18 protein-coding genes are annotated in these 13,648 nt (G+C 68.8%); 15 read left to right on the top strand and 3 right to left on the bottom strand.

All coding sequences use genetic code 11. The annotated features are described in order from the left end of the window. Window positions 1-68 precede the first annotated feature (68 nt). On the bottom strand, window positions 69-314 hold the full coding sequence (locus ACH492_RS22255; RefSeq protein ID WP_398989099.1) for a hypothetical protein: 246 nt from the start codon (window positions 312-314) through the stop codon (window positions 69-71). 213 nt (window positions 315-527) lie between these two features. On the opposite strand from ACH492_RS22255, the gene ACH492_RS22250 reads away from it, so the two are divergent. The 8 genes from ACH492_RS22250 (at window position 528) to ACH492_RS22215 (ending at window position 5,543) form a co-directional block, all read left to right on the top strand. Beyond that, the gene (locus ACH492_RS22250; protein WP_398989097.1) at window positions 528-728 is read left to right on the top strand and encodes a hypothetical protein; all 201 of its coding nucleotides are present in this window, start codon (window positions 528-530) and stop codon (window positions 726-728) included. An 88-nt stretch (window positions 729-816) separates the two neighbouring features. Next, window positions 817-1,014 carry a hypothetical protein gene (locus ACH492_RS22245; protein WP_398989095.1) on the top strand — a complete coding sequence of 66 codons (198 nt, stop codon included), beginning with the start codon at window positions 817-819 and terminating at the stop codon, window positions 1,012-1,014. Between the two features lie 20 nt (window positions 1,015-1,034). After that, complete coding sequence (locus ACH492_RS22240; protein WP_398989093.1) at window positions 1,035-1,253, top strand: hypothetical protein; 219 nt, start codon at window positions 1,035-1,037, stop codon at window positions 1,251-1,253. After that, complete coding sequence (locus tag ACH492_RS22235; RefSeq protein WP_398989091.1) at window positions 1,208-1,939, top strand: hypothetical protein; 732 nt, start codon at window positions 1,208-1,210, stop codon at window positions 1,937-1,939. The genes ACH492_RS22240 and ACH492_RS22235 overlap by 46 nt, the downstream gene beginning before the upstream one ends. 46 nt (window positions 1,940-1,985) lie before the next feature. Further along, entirely contained in the window at window positions 1,986-2,615 is a 630-nt protein-coding gene (gene traA / locus ACH492_RS22230; protein ID WP_398989089.1) for a plasmid transfer protein TraA, read from the top strand. A 4-nt stretch (window positions 2,616-2,619) separates the two neighbouring features. Next, entirely contained in the window at window positions 2,620-4,605 is a 1,986-nt protein-coding gene (locus tag ACH492_RS22225; protein WP_398989087.1) for a sporulation protein SsgA, read from the top strand. 207 nt (window positions 4,606-4,812) lie between these two features. Beyond that, entirely contained in the window at window positions 4,813-5,046 is a 234-nt protein-coding gene (locus ACH492_RS22220) for a hypothetical protein (protein ID WP_398989085.1), read from the top strand. Between the two features lie 8 nt (window positions 5,047-5,054). Further along, the gene (locus ACH492_RS22215) at window positions 5,055-5,543 is read left to right on the top strand and encodes a hypothetical protein (RefSeq protein ID WP_398989083.1); all 489 of its coding nucleotides are present in this window, start codon (window positions 5,055-5,057) and stop codon (window positions 5,541-5,543) included. A gap of 6 nt (window positions 5,544-5,549) precedes the next feature. On the opposite strand, the gene ACH492_RS22210 is transcribed toward ACH492_RS22215, so the two are convergent. Further along, window positions 5,550-5,729 (bottom strand): hypothetical protein, encoded by a 180-nt coding sequence (locus ACH492_RS22210; protein WP_398989081.1) that lies wholly within the window; start codon window positions 5,727-5,729, stop codon window positions 5,550-5,552. A gap of 50 nt (window positions 5,730-5,779) precedes the next feature. After that, complete coding sequence (locus ACH492_RS22205) at window positions 5,780-6,022, bottom strand: hypothetical protein (protein ID WP_398989079.1); 243 nt, start codon at window positions 6,020-6,022, stop codon at window positions 5,780-5,782. A 105-nt stretch (window positions 6,023-6,127) separates the two neighbouring features. Between ACH492_RS22205 and ACH492_RS22200 the strand changes: the two genes are divergently transcribed. The 7 genes from ACH492_RS22200 to ACH492_RS22170 all read left to right on the top strand — a co-directional run bounded on the left by ACH492_RS22200 (window position 6,128) and on the right by ACH492_RS22170 (window position 13,611). After that, window positions 6,128-6,514 (top strand): hypothetical protein, encoded by a 387-nt coding sequence (locus ACH492_RS22200; protein WP_398989077.1) that lies wholly within the window; start codon window positions 6,128-6,130, stop codon window positions 6,512-6,514. A gap of 249 nt (window positions 6,515-6,763) precedes the next feature. Further along, window positions 6,764-7,147, top strand: a complete 384-nt coding sequence (locus ACH492_RS22195) for a hypothetical protein (protein WP_398989075.1) — start codon at window positions 6,764-6,766, stop codon at window positions 7,145-7,147. 98 nt (window positions 7,148-7,245) lie between these two features. Further along, on the top strand, window positions 7,246-7,779 hold the full coding sequence (locus ACH492_RS22190) for a hypothetical protein (RefSeq protein WP_398989073.1): 534 nt from the start codon (window positions 7,246-7,248) through the stop codon (window positions 7,777-7,779). Further along, window positions 7,776-9,101 (top strand): phage terminase large subunit, encoded by a 1,326-nt coding sequence (locus tag ACH492_RS22185; RefSeq protein WP_398989071.1) that lies wholly within the window; start codon window positions 7,776-7,778, stop codon window positions 9,099-9,101. The genes ACH492_RS22190 and ACH492_RS22185 overlap by 4 nt, the downstream gene beginning before the upstream one ends. A gap of 258 nt (window positions 9,102-9,359) precedes the next feature. Continuing rightward, window positions 9,360-10,862, top strand: coding sequence for a phage portal protein (locus tag ACH492_RS22180; RefSeq protein WP_398989069.1), 1,503 nt, complete (start codon window positions 9,360-9,362; stop codon window positions 10,860-10,862). Continuing rightward, window positions 10,859-12,148: a head maturation protease, ClpP-related gene (locus ACH492_RS22175; RefSeq protein ID WP_398989067.1), complete on the top strand. Its 1,290-nt coding sequence runs from the start codon at window positions 10,859-10,861 to the stop codon at window positions 12,146-12,148. The genes ACH492_RS22180 and ACH492_RS22175 overlap by 4 nt, the downstream gene beginning before the upstream one ends. Further along, a complete protein-coding gene (locus ACH492_RS22170; RefSeq protein WP_398989065.1) occupies window positions 12,145-13,611 on the top strand; it encodes a phage major capsid protein in 1,467 nt (488 codons plus the stop codon). The genes ACH492_RS22175 and ACH492_RS22170 overlap by 4 nt, the downstream gene beginning before the upstream one ends. Window positions 13,612-13,648: the final 37 nt, after the last annotated feature.

Here is a 13,648-nt window from a genome sequence, read left to right as displayed (position 1 = left end):
ACTGCATCGGCGGCTCATGGCCCGGTAAGCCGGGCGCGGCGAGGCTCGAAGACATGACGACGACCCGGTCATCTTCCGCGTGCAATGGCCTCGGCTCGGGATCCGCTGAAGCCGAGGATCTTTCCGACCTCTGCCCAGGTGCGACCTTCGTACAGCTCCCATACGACGGCCTTCTCGATCTCTGTGAGTTCGCGGTCCGCCTGGGTGATCGCTGCTCGCCTCTCGCGGGCGGCTCGGAAGCGCTCGACCGGATCGGCGACGGCTGCGACTTGGGCGGTGGCGTCCTCGAGAGCGCCGGTCAGGGGGTCGGTCATGGGCCAAGGGTAGGCGGCAACACGCCAGTCTTCAATGGGGCGTTGACATCCGCGCGCCGCGTCTTCAATATGGGTGTTGAAGCCGGACGGGACTCCACCCCGGAAGGCATCACCTTGCCGACTCCACCGGCACCCACAAACGAAGACGGCCCTGGGCGCAGCGACTCCACCGCTGGCCAGGGCCTAACCACCAGGATCTCGAGAGGATCCCCGATGGCTGATCAAGAGCTTACCTGTGCGCCGTCGCGCACCGTCCGCATGGTCGACTCCGACCCGGACGCCAGCGAGGCACTGCGTCGTGTGCGCGCCTCCAACATCGCCACCACCCCCGCGACCGTCGCCGCCTGCCGCAGCGACTACGAGGCCGCCGCCGACGTGCGCGCCAACCTCGACCGGCAACTGCGCCGCCGCTAACCCCCTGACCGCCGTGTCGGGCGGTACATCCCCCAGCCGCCCGGCACGGCTCCCCATCCGTCCGCATGACCATCGGAAAGGCACGCCCATGTCCCGCATCAAGGCTCTTCGCCTCGTCTCCAACGCCGACCTCGACGCCTACGAGGCCGGGCTCAACCTCGCCACCCGCTACGAGATCGCCCTCGCCCTCGGAGACGAGCTCGACCTGCACCGCGTCGAGGCCCTCATCGCCGCCCACGACGCGCAGCACGGCACGCAGCTCCTCACCGAGCTCGCCGCCGCCTGACCTCCGAGAGGACCACGCTCATGCGCACCCACCACATGCGGCCCGCTGCCGTACTGGCCTGGGTCCTCGGCATCGCCCTCATCCTCACCTGCCCGCAGATCGTGACCGCCGGGATCGCCGCAGTCGGCTGGGTGCTCACCGCACCAGCTGGCGGCGCCGTCCTCACTGTCGCGCTGCTTGTCACGATCGGCTGGTGCCTCGCCCGCCCGACGCGGCGGTACCGCAGGGGGTGGTCGTAGTGGCCGGCACAGGCCGCGACCCCCTCGTTGCCATTAGCCTCCTGGCCGGCGTCGGGTTCACCGCATCCGCCGAGTACCACCTCGCCCGCACCATCGGCGCGCCGGTACCGGTGGCGGTACTGCTGCCCGTCGCACTCGACGTGTACGTCATCGCCGCCATCCGCCGGTCCCGCGGCCGGGACATCGCCCTGTCGCTACTCCTGATGGGCATCGCGCAAGTCTCGGCGCACATGCTCGAGGCGCACGTCGTCAAGGTTTCGGTCCCGCTCGTGGCCGCCGTCTCGCTGCTGGTCCCGCTCGTCATCTGGCGGGTGCACGCGCTCGCGGTACTGGCCGACGAACCGGCAGGCGAGGAGCCCGTCGAGGCGGGACCGGAGGTGGAGCGAGTCCCGGTCCCGGAGACCTCCCACGAGGCGGGACCGGTAGCCGTCGAGACGGCGCGCCGCCCGGAACTCCCCGCCGTACCGAAGACCCCGCCGGTCCCGGTACGGCGCACCCGGCGAGTCCCGGCGGCGCGTACCCGGACGAAGGCCCCCGCCCGCTCCTTCGAGGAGAGCGTCAGTACCGCCCGCGAGTGGCTCGCCGAGAACCCGGAACTGTCCGGGACCGACATCGGCAAGAAGCTCGGGACCGACGCCTCCTACGGCCGCCGCGTGAAGCGTGCCGCCCTCAAGCCCGCCAGTTAACCCGCCACCGCGGCGCATGGCCGCGCGCACCGACCAGGAGTAACTCATGGCCACCAACGGCACACCTCGCGGACCGATCCGCGTCGACCCCGCCACCGGCGGGTTGCTGAACGACGCCAACTTCGCCAATGGCCGCGCCCGCACGGCCGGTCCTCAACAGCCCCGCGTACAGCAGTCCTCGCCGAGGGACCGGGACCGGGCCCGCCGGGAGAAGGTCACCAACAACAAGACCCGCACCAGCAACCGCAGCAAGACCCGCGAGTACCACGTCCACATCAACAAGGGCGGAACCGGCGACGGTGGCGCCGCCGGGCAGTTCTCGCGGCAGTCCCCGATCGGCGACGCCGAGTTCCTGTCCGCCGGCCACATCCGCGAGTTCGCCGAGCGAGGCAGGCGCGCCATGCGTCAGGCCGCCATGGACTTCGCCTACGCCGAGCAGACCCTCCGTCTCGTGCTGCGTGAGGTGCCGGTAGCACCCGGTCAGGGACGCGGGCAGGCCATCGCCCGCGCGCACCGGGTCGCCCGCAGCCTCAAGCGGGCAGCGAACGCCGCCCAGGCCGCGTCCGCGCACTCCGCCCGCACGTGGCCGGCGTTCATGCGCGAGTACGCGCCCGAACTCAACGCCTACGGCGGCCCCAAGCAGCAGCCCCGGCGCAACATGAACTTCGGGATGTGACGTCATGGTCAAGAAGCAGCAGCCGGAGATCGAACCGGCACCGACCAGTAGGAATGGTCTCACTTCGTTCCTGGCGTCGAAGGCGATCCCGTTTGTCCCGCCGTTCGCGGTGTGGCTGGCCGAGTGGCCGGTCGCGCTGGCCGCGCACTGGCAGTGGGGCGGGTCGTCCGTGGCCTCAGCGTTCCTCACCCTGGCCGCTGTCGGCGTCACGGGCACCACGCTGTGGGCCGGGATCGAGGCCCGCATGAAGATGCAGCGCCTGGTGCAGGCCACCGCCACCGCCGCCGCGGCCACCGGCTGGTTCGCCGCTGCGGCGATCGGAGGCCCCACGCACGAGCTGGCGGTCAACTCATGGCTCATGGGCGGGCCGACGATCGCCCTGTTGTGGGCGGTGAAGATGGTCATGCGCACCAGCCCCGACCAGGCTGCGACCAGCGAGAACAGTGAGGAGAAGGGGCTCCTGGCGAAGATCGGACTCGCCCGCGCGCAGGCGAAGGGCATCAAGGCCGAGCCGAACAAGGTCACCGTGCCCGTGGAGTTGGACCGCGGGAAGCAGACCCACGACGACGCAGCCAAAGCCGCCAAGGGCCTGGCCGGTGTCCTCGGCGTGCCGGAGAACGCGGTCCGCTGGGAGCGCGACCCGGAGGATGCGGGTCGCGGCCAGTACGTGGTGATCCCCGAGGACATGCTCAAGACGCCCACCCCGTGGCCCGGACCCTCCGCACCCGGCGGCAGCATCGGCGACGCCCCCATCCCCATCGGCATCTACGAGGACGGCCCGGCAGCCGGGATGTGGTTCTCAGGAGACGAGGAGGCCGGACGCAACGCCGGGAACTGGCAGCTCATGGGCATGACCGGCGCGGGCAAGTCCCAGGGCGGCCGCGTCTCGCTCACGGACCTGATGACCCGGCGCGACGTCGCCATCATCGCGATGGACCCGTCCAAGGGCGTCCAGACGTTCGGCCCGATCCTCGGCGGCATCGACTGGGCCGCGTTCACCATGGCCGAATGCCGTGCCGTGATCTCCTCACTACCCGCCATGATCACCGCACGGGCCAATGAACTGGGCAAACACGGCTACGACCAGTGGACCCCCGAAGCCGGGGCCAAGCTGAACATGCCGTACCTGATCATCTGGTGCGAGGAAGTCGCCAAGCTGTTCCGCGAAGGCGAAGACCTCCTGCCGACCATCCAGGAAATCCGGTCCGCCGGCGGCTCCCTCGTCTTCTCCCTCCAGCGCTCATCACACACCGTCATGGACACCGACGTGCGCGCCAACATCGCAGGCGGCGCAGCATTCGGCGTCAACAGCTCCGTCGACGCCGGGTTCGTCCTGTCCGACGACACGATCGACGCCGGCGCCCGGCCCGAGCAGTGGAAGAACCTCAAGCCCGGCTACTGCTACCTCGAAGGCCCCGGCATCCCCGAGGACCGTTTCGCCACCCCCGTGCGCACCTACCTGCTCGACAAGGACTACGCAACCCAGGTCATCGCCGCGTACAGCAGTGTCCGCTTCAAGGGCCTTGGCCCGGTGACCGAGCAGGCCGCAGGCCAGGCCTATGCAGGTCGCAAGCGGTACACGTCCATCAGCCAGGCCGCCCAGCCCGTCGCCGAACCGGCGGGCGAAGAGGGCCTGGACGCCGACGACATGGCGCTGCATCAGACGGACCCGGAGTACGCGGACCTGCACGTCGACATCGACAAGCCGCTGCCTCCGGTCCCGGGCGGCATGGACATCCCGCTCGCCAGTGCCCCGCCCGAGACGAAGAGCCGCGAGCAGGCGCTCGAGGAGCTGGAGCAGGTCCTCAACGAGTTCGTCGACCGAGGGCAGTTGACCTTCGGACCGAAGGACATCACGCCCGAGCTCGGCCGCATCGGCAAGTCCGCCAGCTGGGTCCGCAAGGAGTTCCGTCGCCTCGAGACCGAGGGGCTGCTCTCCACGACCGACGAGGCTGGCATCTACCGCATCAACGTCCCCGCACACGCCTGACCTGCACAAACAGCACCGAACAGCCAGCTCTACGTCACGGAACAGCCACCGAACAAGACCGCACAGCCCTGCGATCAGCATGAACAGCCGAACAGGGCTGTGCGGCACAGCGAACAGCGCCGCTCTAGATCCCTAAGGCGCGCGCGAGGAACAGCCCACCGAACAGCCATGGAACAGCCCACCGAACAGCACAGGCCCGGAGGCCCCGTGAACACCGCGAAACGACAACTCGCCGATCTCCTCGACGGCTTGATCAAGATGACCCACATCCTTGCCGCGGTGTTCGCCGTGCGGATCTTCGTCGAGCTGTCCGACCCCACCAACACCGTCCCGGCCGCCGTGATCATCCTCGGCATTGTCGGCATCGGCATAGCCGACCTGATCATCACCCTGCCCCTCAAGCGGATCAGCAACGTCATCCGCTCCATCACCTACCTGTAGGAGCCCCCGTGTCGATGCCTGAGCCGTACAGCCCGCCCCAGCAGGCCGGGCAGCGGCATACCATGCCCGGCTGGTCTGCCCCCCTCGTCCAGCCCGCGCAGGTGGAGCTGTACGGCGAACGCCGCGTCGCCTACGTCCAGTCCGCCGACAACCCGAACGTGTCCGTCGCCATCGACGCCCGCCTCCTGCAGCCCCAGATCGCGCCCCAGCCGCGCGACCTCACCCCCCAGCCGCTCCTCGACCCGATGGCGCAGCGCATGGGGTGCGGCGGCATCCTCGCCGCCGGTGTCGGCTGGGGTGGCGGGCAGCTCCTCATCGGCGCGGGCCAGCTGTTCAACGCGGCAGCCGCGGCCGGAACCGTAGTCGCCTGGATTGTCGGCGCGCTCATCGTCGCCCGCATCACCTCAACGCTCAGGAGCGCGGGCACGCACATCCACAACGAGCAGCACGTCCACAACCACAACAAGTGGTGGGGCAAGAGCACCACCAGCCAGTAGCCCGCTCTACCCGCGGCCCTCGCCCTCGTTGGCGGGGGCCGCTGCTTGCGCCCGTGCGACCCAGCCAGGCCCGACCCTGTCCGTCGGCGGGTTGGTCGGCGTCGCTCCGAGCAGCCGGCACAGGCGGTCGAGCGCGGCCTGGCATTCGTCGCGGGTCTGGCCGCGGACCATGTACGAAACCCCCATGACGGCAGTCTGCCGGGCGCAGGGGTTTGGTGGGGGAGGAACGGGCGGGGTTAGGTCTTGGGGGGTCGTCCGCCCTTGCGTGAGCGGCGCTCTGCCAACTCGGCTTCGGCGGCTGTGAGGTCGGCGTGGTCTCGCTCGTCGCCGTGCTTCCTGATGGTGGCGCGGACGTGGTCGACGAGGTCGGCGGTGCGGTCGGTGCCGAGGCGGTCGGCGACGCGGCCGTAGGCGTTCCACATGCGCTTGGGGATGCGGAAGCGGGTTGCGTAGGTGTGGTCGCTGGCGTCATCGGTCATGGACTCATGTTCCCACAGGGATTCCTTTGCGCAACCCCTTGTGTGGGTACACGGTTATGCGTAACCTTGTGGGTACAAGGTAAGCGCACGACGGAGGGGAACCCGATGAACGCCACGGTCCGCAGCATCACCCGCAGCCACCGAGCCGCCCGCCACACGATCAAGGCCCTCGCCTACCGCACCCTCTCCGGCATCGTCGCCCTCCACGTCGACCTCGGCCACCTCATCCGGACCGGCGACTTCCTCGACCGCATCGGCGGCGGCGACCTCCCCGACGGACAGAAGTCCTGGTTCGGCCGGCATGTCGCCAAGGCGTACCGAGCGGCCAACGACGGAGCCTCGCCGGTCCGGGTGTGGGCGCAGCACCGCACCACCGGCAAATGGATCCACGTCAACGTCGTCGGCCCCATCGACCCCGCCCTCTACGAAGCCCTCCGCACCTACAAGGCCACCCGCCACCTCCTCGCCGCCACCTATACGGAGGCCGCCTAGACCAACTTCACCGAGCAGGTCGCACCCCTCCCGCGTTGGGACCTGACCCCCGCCGAAGAGGCCGCCCTCGACGACGCCTACTGGAACGACCGCTACGCCGAACCCGAAGACGACACCGACCCCGACGACTGACCGGAGCGCCATGTACTGCGACTGCGGCACCTGCTGCAACGCCTGCGGCCACTACCCCGGCTGCTCAAGCCAACAGACCACCGACGACGACTAGCCATCCGCGAGAGGATGACCCGCATGACCGAGACCTGCTCCGTTCCCCTGGCCGACGTACTCAGCGTCACGACTGACAAGCTCCTGTCCCGCCGCCACGTCGACGGCGTCTACGACCTGCTGCGCCACATGACCGGGCAGGACGTGTACACCCATCAGCTCGGCAAGGTCGCCGACGCCTGCGCGCCCGCCTTGATCGAGCAGCACCCGTTCCTCGCCGACCTCAAGCCCCCGACCGGCCTGGACCGAAGCGACCTGTACGCATGGCTGGTTGAAGCTGAGCGCATCCATGGCGAGGAGATCGCCGTTGCTCCGCTCCCCGAGTGGACGCACCGCGACCCCATCGAGGATGCGGCAGACGCGGTAGGGGCCGACAAGGTCTGGATCATGCGGCCCCCGAAGGACTAGCCCGTCTCATTGGCCCACTCTGGCCCGCCATCCCATACCACGGGAGGCGGGCCACTTACGTACCCTCCGTGTCATCCTGTCCACAGGAAGGAGGCACGATGACCAACCCCGACCCCCATAACGCACGCGCCGCCCAAGGCAGATTCATCCGCACCCGCGACACCGCCGAACGCGACGCCGAAGCCGCACGCCTCCGCGAACGGGGCCTCTCCTTCCCAGCCATCGCCACCGAACTCGGCTTCACAGACCGGGGCACCGCCCGCCGCGCCGTGCAACGCGTCCTCAAAGAGACCGTGCAGGAGGCCGGCGATGAGCTCCGCAAGATGGAGCTGGCCCGCCTCGACGCCGAACTGGTGCGCCTCAACGCGCTCGAGGAATCCGTGCGCGCCGTGCTGGAGCGGAAGCACATCACCGTCAACAACGGCAAGGTGATCTACGTCGGGGATGAGCCCCTCGAGGACGACGTGCCTGTCCTTCAGGCCGTCGACCGGCTACTGAAGATCGAAGAGTCGAGGCGCCGCAACGGCGAGAGCAGGCGCAAGCTCCTCGGCCTCGACGAGCCGGTCAAGACACAGGTGTCGGGCGGCGTGAAGTACGAGATCGTCGGCGTCGACATGGGCAAACTCACGTGACCACCGGGCAGCTGGAGCACGCCTACCAGCCGCACGGAACGGCACTGGAAGCCTTTGGGCGCCGCGAGGCGGAGATCCTGCTCTCAGGCCCCGCAGGAACGGGCAAGTCCCGGGCCCTGATGGAGAAGCTGCACCTCCTGGCGCTCCTCAACCCCGGTATGCGGGGCATCGTCATCCGCAAGACCCTTGCGTCCCTCGGCTCCACCGCCCTCGTGACGTGGCGGGAGTGGGTGGCGAAGGAAGCTCTCGATGCGGGGATCGTCCGCTGGTACGGCGGTAGTCCGCAGGAGTCGCCGCAGTACCGGTACGCCAACGGCAGCGTGATCGTCGTGGGTGGCATGGACAAGGCCAGCCGGATCATGTCGTCCGAGTACGACGTCGCCTACGTTCAGGAAGCCACCGAGCTGACGGAGACGGACTGGGAAGCGATCACCACCCGGCTGCGTAACGGCCGCATCTCCTTCCAGCAGCTGATGGCCGACTGCAACCCGGACGTCCCCCACCACTGGCTCAAGCGGCGCTGCGACGGCGGCAAGACGCTGATGCTGAACTGCCGTCACGAAGACAACCCGATCCTCTTCCGGGACGGGCAGATCACGGAGCGCGGCCGGGACTACATCGGCAAGCTCGACGCCCTCACCGGCGTCCGCTACCAGCGCCTGCGCCGCGGCCTGTGGGTCGCCGCCGAAGGACTCATCTACGAGGACTTCGAGCCGACCGTGCACCTCGTAGACCCGTTCCCCATCCCCGAGTCGTGGACGCGCTGGTGGTCTGTCGACTTCGGGTTCACCAACCCTCAGGTCATCCAGTGGTGGGCGGAGGATCCGGACGGCCGGCTGTTCCTCTACCGGGAGATCTACCGCACCAGGCGCACCGTCGACCAGCACGCGAAGGACATTCTGCGGCAGGTCACCCGCCACACGGGGGAGTGGAGGGAACCGAAGCCGCGGGCCATCATCTGCGACCACGACGCCGAAGGGCGGGCGGTGCTGGAGCGGGAGCTGGGGCTGGGCACCAGTGCGGCACGCAAGTCGGTGACGGACGGCATTCAGGCGGTGCAGGCCCGGCTCCGTCCGGCGGCGGATGGCAAGCCGCGCCTGTTCCTGGTGCGGGGTGCGCTGGTTGAGCGGGATCCGGAGCTGGTGGATGCGAAGCGGCCGACGTGCACGGAGGAGGAGATCGTCGGCTACGTGTGGGATCAGAAGGCGGGCAAGGCGCCGAAGGAGACGCCCGTGAAAGAAAACGATCACGGGATGGACAGCATGCGGTACATGGTCGCGGAGCGTGACCTGGGGTCGCGGCCTCGGCTGCGGTGGCTGTAACCGAGCAGGCTTGTAGGGTTCTTACAAGTGCCAGCGGCGAGGGGTGACGAGATCATGGCTACGCGGAAAGTGCCAGTCCGCAGGTGGGTCAACAGATTGCAGACAGTCATGCCTACCATTCTTGACTTGAATGCGGCTATTCTCTTGTCAGTAGGTGCCAACATGATCTATGCGCCTGCCGGGTGGATCACAGCGGGACTCGCCACACTCGCCATCAACTGGCGGCTCCACGGCGACTAGCACATGACGGGAGGGCGAGTGGCCAGAACCCTCCTCGGCGCCCTCCTCAACCGGGCAACAGCCACCCCGGTCCCCTTCGCCTCCCGCGCCCAGTCCCACGCCCACGGCCTGTTCGGCAACCGGCGTGACGCCGTCGCCCAAATGCAGGCCATGGGATCCGTCGGCACCCTCTTCTCCATCGTCCACCGAACATCGAACGCCACATCACAGGTCGACTGGAAGCTGTGGCGCAAGGCCAAGTCAGGCCGTGACGAAGACCGCGTCGAGGTCACCGCGCACGCAGCGCTCGACCTGTGGAACAAGCCCAACCAGTTCATGCCGCGGCAGGAGTTCGTCGAGGCGACACAGCAACACGTCGACCTGACTGGCGAAGGCTGGTGGGTCATCGCCCGCGATGCGCGCTCACCGATACCGCTGGAGATGTGGCCCGTCCGCCCCGACCGCATACGGCCCGTGCCGGACCCCGAGACGTTCCTCGCCGGCTACATGTACACCAGCCCGGACGGGCAGGAGATCGCGCTCCGTATCGAGGACGTCATCTTCCTGCGGATGCCGAACCCGCTGGACCCGTACCGCGGCATGGGCCCGGTGCAGTCCATCCTCACCGACCTCGACTCGAGCCGGTACGCTGCCGAGTGGAACAAGAACTTCTTCGCCAACAGCGCCGAGCCGGGCGGCATCATCTCCGTCGACCGCCGTCTCGACGACCCCGAGTTCGACGAGCTCCGCACCCGCTGGGGCGAGCAGCACAAGGGCGTGGCCAACGCGCACCGGGTCGCCGTCCTCGAGTCGGGCATGCAGTGGGTTGACCGCACCATCAGCCAGCGCGACATGCAGTTCGTTGAGCTGCGGGGCGTCAGCAAGGATGAGATCCGCGGCGCGTTCGGCATGCCCAAGTTCGCGGTCGGCGACATCGACGACGTCAACCGGGCGACCGCCGAAGCGTCGAAGGCGTGGTTCGCGGAGATGCTGACCGTCCCGCGACTGGAGCGCATCAAGGGCGCACTGAACAACGACCTGCTGCCGCTGTTCGGATCTACGGCGGCGGGGCTGGAGTTTGACTACGAGGACCCAGTCCCACCGGATGCCGAGACCGAGGCGACACAGCTCACGGCCCGTGCGAACGCGGCTGAGGCGCTCCGGCGTGCGGGCTGGGATCCCGACGACATCCTCTCGGCGGTGGGTCTCCCTGACATGCGGCACGGAGGACCGGCGGCCCTTGCCCCCGTGCCGCAGCCGGCCGCTTGGCTGCCCGCCGGGTCAACGCTCCTTGCTTCGGCTGATGGCGGTGACGGCGGCGACCTCGAGAACGCGATGCGGTGGGTCGCGGTCTCCAAGGATGACGACGACACCTGTGATCCGTGTCGGGACAACGACGGGCAGCTGTACCGGAACCGGGCTGCCGCTTACAAGGACTATCCGGGCGGCTCGGGCTACATCCACTGCACGGGTGCGGAGTTCGGTAACGAGTGCCGCTGCACGGTCGTCAAGCGCCGGGTCAGCAAGGGAGACGAATCGTGACGCGACGTGTTTCCGAGTTCGGCCTGCAGGCCATCGGCCCCGTACCGAAGGACTACCTCATCAACCAGAGTCTGTCCGCTGGCGCGCGGCAGGCGTTCCTTGCGGCGGGGCGCCGTCAGGAACGCGTGGAGGGGGTGGCGGCCGGTGGGCGTCCGGCCGCCACCATCCAGCCTGACCGCCAGTGGTACAAGATCAGCAACCTTGCGGGGGGCCCGGTCGTCGTCGACATCTACGACGAGATCGGCTACTGGGGCGTCATGGCCGCAGAGTTCCAGCGTGAACTGTCCGCCATCACCGCCACCGAGATCACCGTCAATTTGAACAGCCCGGGCGGGGAGATCTTCGAGGGCATAGCGATCTACAACGCGCTGCGCACCCACCCCGCCAACGTGACCGTCCGCGTGTCTTCGCTCGCCGCTTCCATCGCGAGCGTGATCGCGCAGGCCGGGGACCGGATCATCATGCAGACCGGATCCCAAATGATGATCCACGAAGGCAGCGGGCTGTGCCTCGGCGACGCCGCCGACATGCGACAGATGGCCGAACTACTGGACCGGCAGTCCGACAACATCGCCTCCATCTACGCCGAACGCGCAGGTGGCACCACTGAAGAGTGGCGCGAGCGCATGCAGGCGGAGACCTGGTTCAACGCCGAGGAAGCCGTAGCTGCCGGGTTGGCCGACGAAGTCGAAGCCCCCGCCCGCCAGGAGCAGGCCCCCGCCCCCGAGCCCGTGGCGGCCCGCTGGGACCTGACGGTGTTCAAGCACGCCGGACGCGAACACGCCCCCGCACCGCTGGTCAACACCGCGCCGCTGGAGCCCGCGCCCGTCGACACCGCCTCAGGCGTACACCACACCGCCACCGAGACCAGCGACTGGGACGGCCCGGGTGCGGTCGCCGGCATGCCCAACGAGTCGGGAACGCTGCACTACTGCCACGCCTGGCGTGATCCAGACGGCGACCCGAATGCCAAGTCCACCTACAAGTTCCCCCACCACCGCAAGGAAGGCGGCCCCGCGAACATGGCTGCGGTCCGCAACGGGCTCGCACGCCTCGCGTCGGCTGACATCCCGGAAGCGGAGCGGGCGGGCGTAGAAGCCCACCTGCGGGCCCACCTCAAGGACGGCGGGGGCGGCGACGACGAAGACCACGCCGCGCCGGTGACCGCCGAGGCCACGCCAGAACCCACCCCCGAGCCCGATCCGTGGGCCGCACTCACAGCCCAACTCTTGACCACGCCGTCATGGGACGACGTGACCGCCAGCCTTAGGGAGGCATCCAAGTGAAGACCATCACCCGAGGGCAGCGAGCACGCCTGTCCGCCATGGGCATCCACCCGGACATGCTCGGCCGCACCTTCAACACCGCGCAGACCGTAGCGCCGAAGGACGTACCCGTCCCGAAGAACGCCGACGAACTCGCCGAAATGCTCGGCGACCCCGGCCGCATCGCCCCCGTCGTCGCCAGCCCCGACGCCCTCGCCGAGTTCATCAACCGCTACGCCAAGCAGCAGCAGGGCGACGGCACCGACCTGCAGCGCCAGATCGACGAGGGCGTGCAGCGCGGCCTGAGGGACATGCTCATCGAGAACGGCCAGGACGGCAGCCGCGACGGCATCAAGCGGCTCAACCTCGACCCGCAAACCCGGCCGACGAACATGCTCACCTCGCACAAGCAGGCCACCGCCCACAACGCCAAGGCCCCCGGCGCGCGCCTCGACAACGAGTTCGCCTCCGCCGGCGAGTTCATCCACGCCGCCTGGCACCTCAACAACAACGCAGACCTGCAGGCCAAGATGCACCGCCTGCGCAACGAGTACTCCTCGATCGTCCCGGCGGACGGCGGGTTCCTCGTCCCCGAAACACTGCGGTCCCAGCTGCTGCAGATCGCCCTCGAGATGGCGGTCGTCCGATCCCGGGCGACGGTCGTGCCGATGGAGTCGCCTCGAGTCCCCTTCCCGATGATCGACTCGACGACCAACGCCGGGTCCGTGTACGGCGGCATGATCGCCTACTGGGGTGAGGAGTCCGCAGCCCTCACCCAGTCCGAGGCCAAGTTCGGGCGGATCACCCTCGACGCGCAGAAGCTCACCGGCCTCAGCGTCGTCCCGAACGAACTCCTCCAGGACTCCATCGTGTCCTTCGCCGCCCTGGTGGAGACGCTGTGGCCGCAGGCCCTGGCGTTCTTCGAGGACGTCGCGTTCATGTCCGGCTCCGGCGTCGGCGAGCCCCTCGGCTTCCTCGGCGCAGACAACAGCGCCGGTGTCGCCGTCGCCAAGGAGACCGGCCAGCCCGCGGACACGGTCGTCGTCGAGAACGTCATCAAGATGTACAGCAGGATGCTCCCGGCGTCGCTCGCGCGCGGCATCTGGATCTGCTCCCCGGAAGCCATCCCGGAGCTGTTCACCATGGCCCTCTCCGTCGGCACGGGCGGCGGCCCGGTCATGCTCACCAACGTCGCCGGCCCTGCGCCGATGACCATCTTCGGCCGCCCGCTCATCGTCAGCGAGAAGGCCGGACGTCTCGGCGACCGCAGTGACCTCGCGTTCGTCGACCTGTCCTACTACTTGGTCGGCGACCGTCAGACCATGACCGCGTCCAGCTCGACGGACTGGAAGTTCGGCAACGACCAGACGGCGTTCCGGATCATCCAGCGCGTCGACGGCAAGCCGTGGCTCAAGTCCCCCATCACCCCCGCCAACGGCGGACCGACCCTGTCCCCGTTCGTCGAGATCGCGGACCGGGCCTAATCCGGTGCCAGCCCGGTCGGGCAGTAACGCCCCCGGC

The organism is Streptomyces sp. NPDC019443 (assembly GCF_044389785.1).
Taxonomy (GTDB): domain Bacteria; phylum Actinomycetota; class Actinomycetes; order Streptomycetales; family Streptomycetaceae; genus Streptomyces.
The sequence above is the reverse complement of the archived record's forward strand: the minus strand, read 5'-3'. Positions and strand labels throughout refer to the sequence as shown.

Excerpts from the sequence above, each read along its gene's own strand:
- ACH492_RS22255 (WP_398989099.1), bottom strand. The coding sequence starts at position 314 with ATGACCGACCCCCTGACCGGCGCTCTCGAGGACGCCACCGCCCAAGTC.
- ACH492_RS22250 (WP_398989097.1), top strand. The coding sequence starts at position 528 with ATGGCTGATCAAGAGCTTACCTGTGCGCCGTCGCGCACCGTCCGCATG.
- ACH492_RS22245 (WP_398989095.1), top strand. The coding sequence starts at position 817 with ATGTCCCGCATCAAGGCTCTTCGCCTCGTCTCCAACGCCGACCTCGAC.
- ACH492_RS22240 (WP_398989093.1), top strand. The coding sequence starts at position 1,035 with ATGCGCACCCACCACATGCGGCCCGCTGCCGTACTGGCCTGGGTCCTC.
- traA (WP_398989089.1), top strand. The coding sequence starts at position 1,986 with ATGGCCACCAACGGCACACCTCGCGGACCGATCCGCGTCGACCCCGCC.
- ACH492_RS22225 (WP_398989087.1), top strand. The coding sequence starts at position 2,620 with ATGGTCAAGAAGCAGCAGCCGGAGATCGAACCGGCACCGACCAGTAGG.
- ACH492_RS22210 (WP_398989081.1), bottom strand. The coding sequence starts at position 5,729 with ATGGGGGTTTCGTACATGGTCCGCGGCCAGACCCGCGACGAATGCCAG.
- ACH492_RS22205 (WP_398989079.1), bottom strand. The coding sequence starts at position 6,022 with ATGACCGATGACGCCAGCGACCACACCTACGCAACCCGCTTCCGCATC.
- ACH492_RS22200 (WP_398989077.1), top strand. The coding sequence starts at position 6,128 with ATGAACGCCACGGTCCGCAGCATCACCCGCAGCCACCGAGCCGCCCGC.
- ACH492_RS22195 (WP_398989075.1), top strand. The coding sequence starts at position 6,764 with ATGACCGAGACCTGCTCCGTTCCCCTGGCCGACGTACTCAGCGTCACG.
- ACH492_RS22190 (WP_398989073.1), top strand. The coding sequence starts at position 7,246 with ATGACCAACCCCGACCCCCATAACGCACGCGCCGCCCAAGGCAGATTC.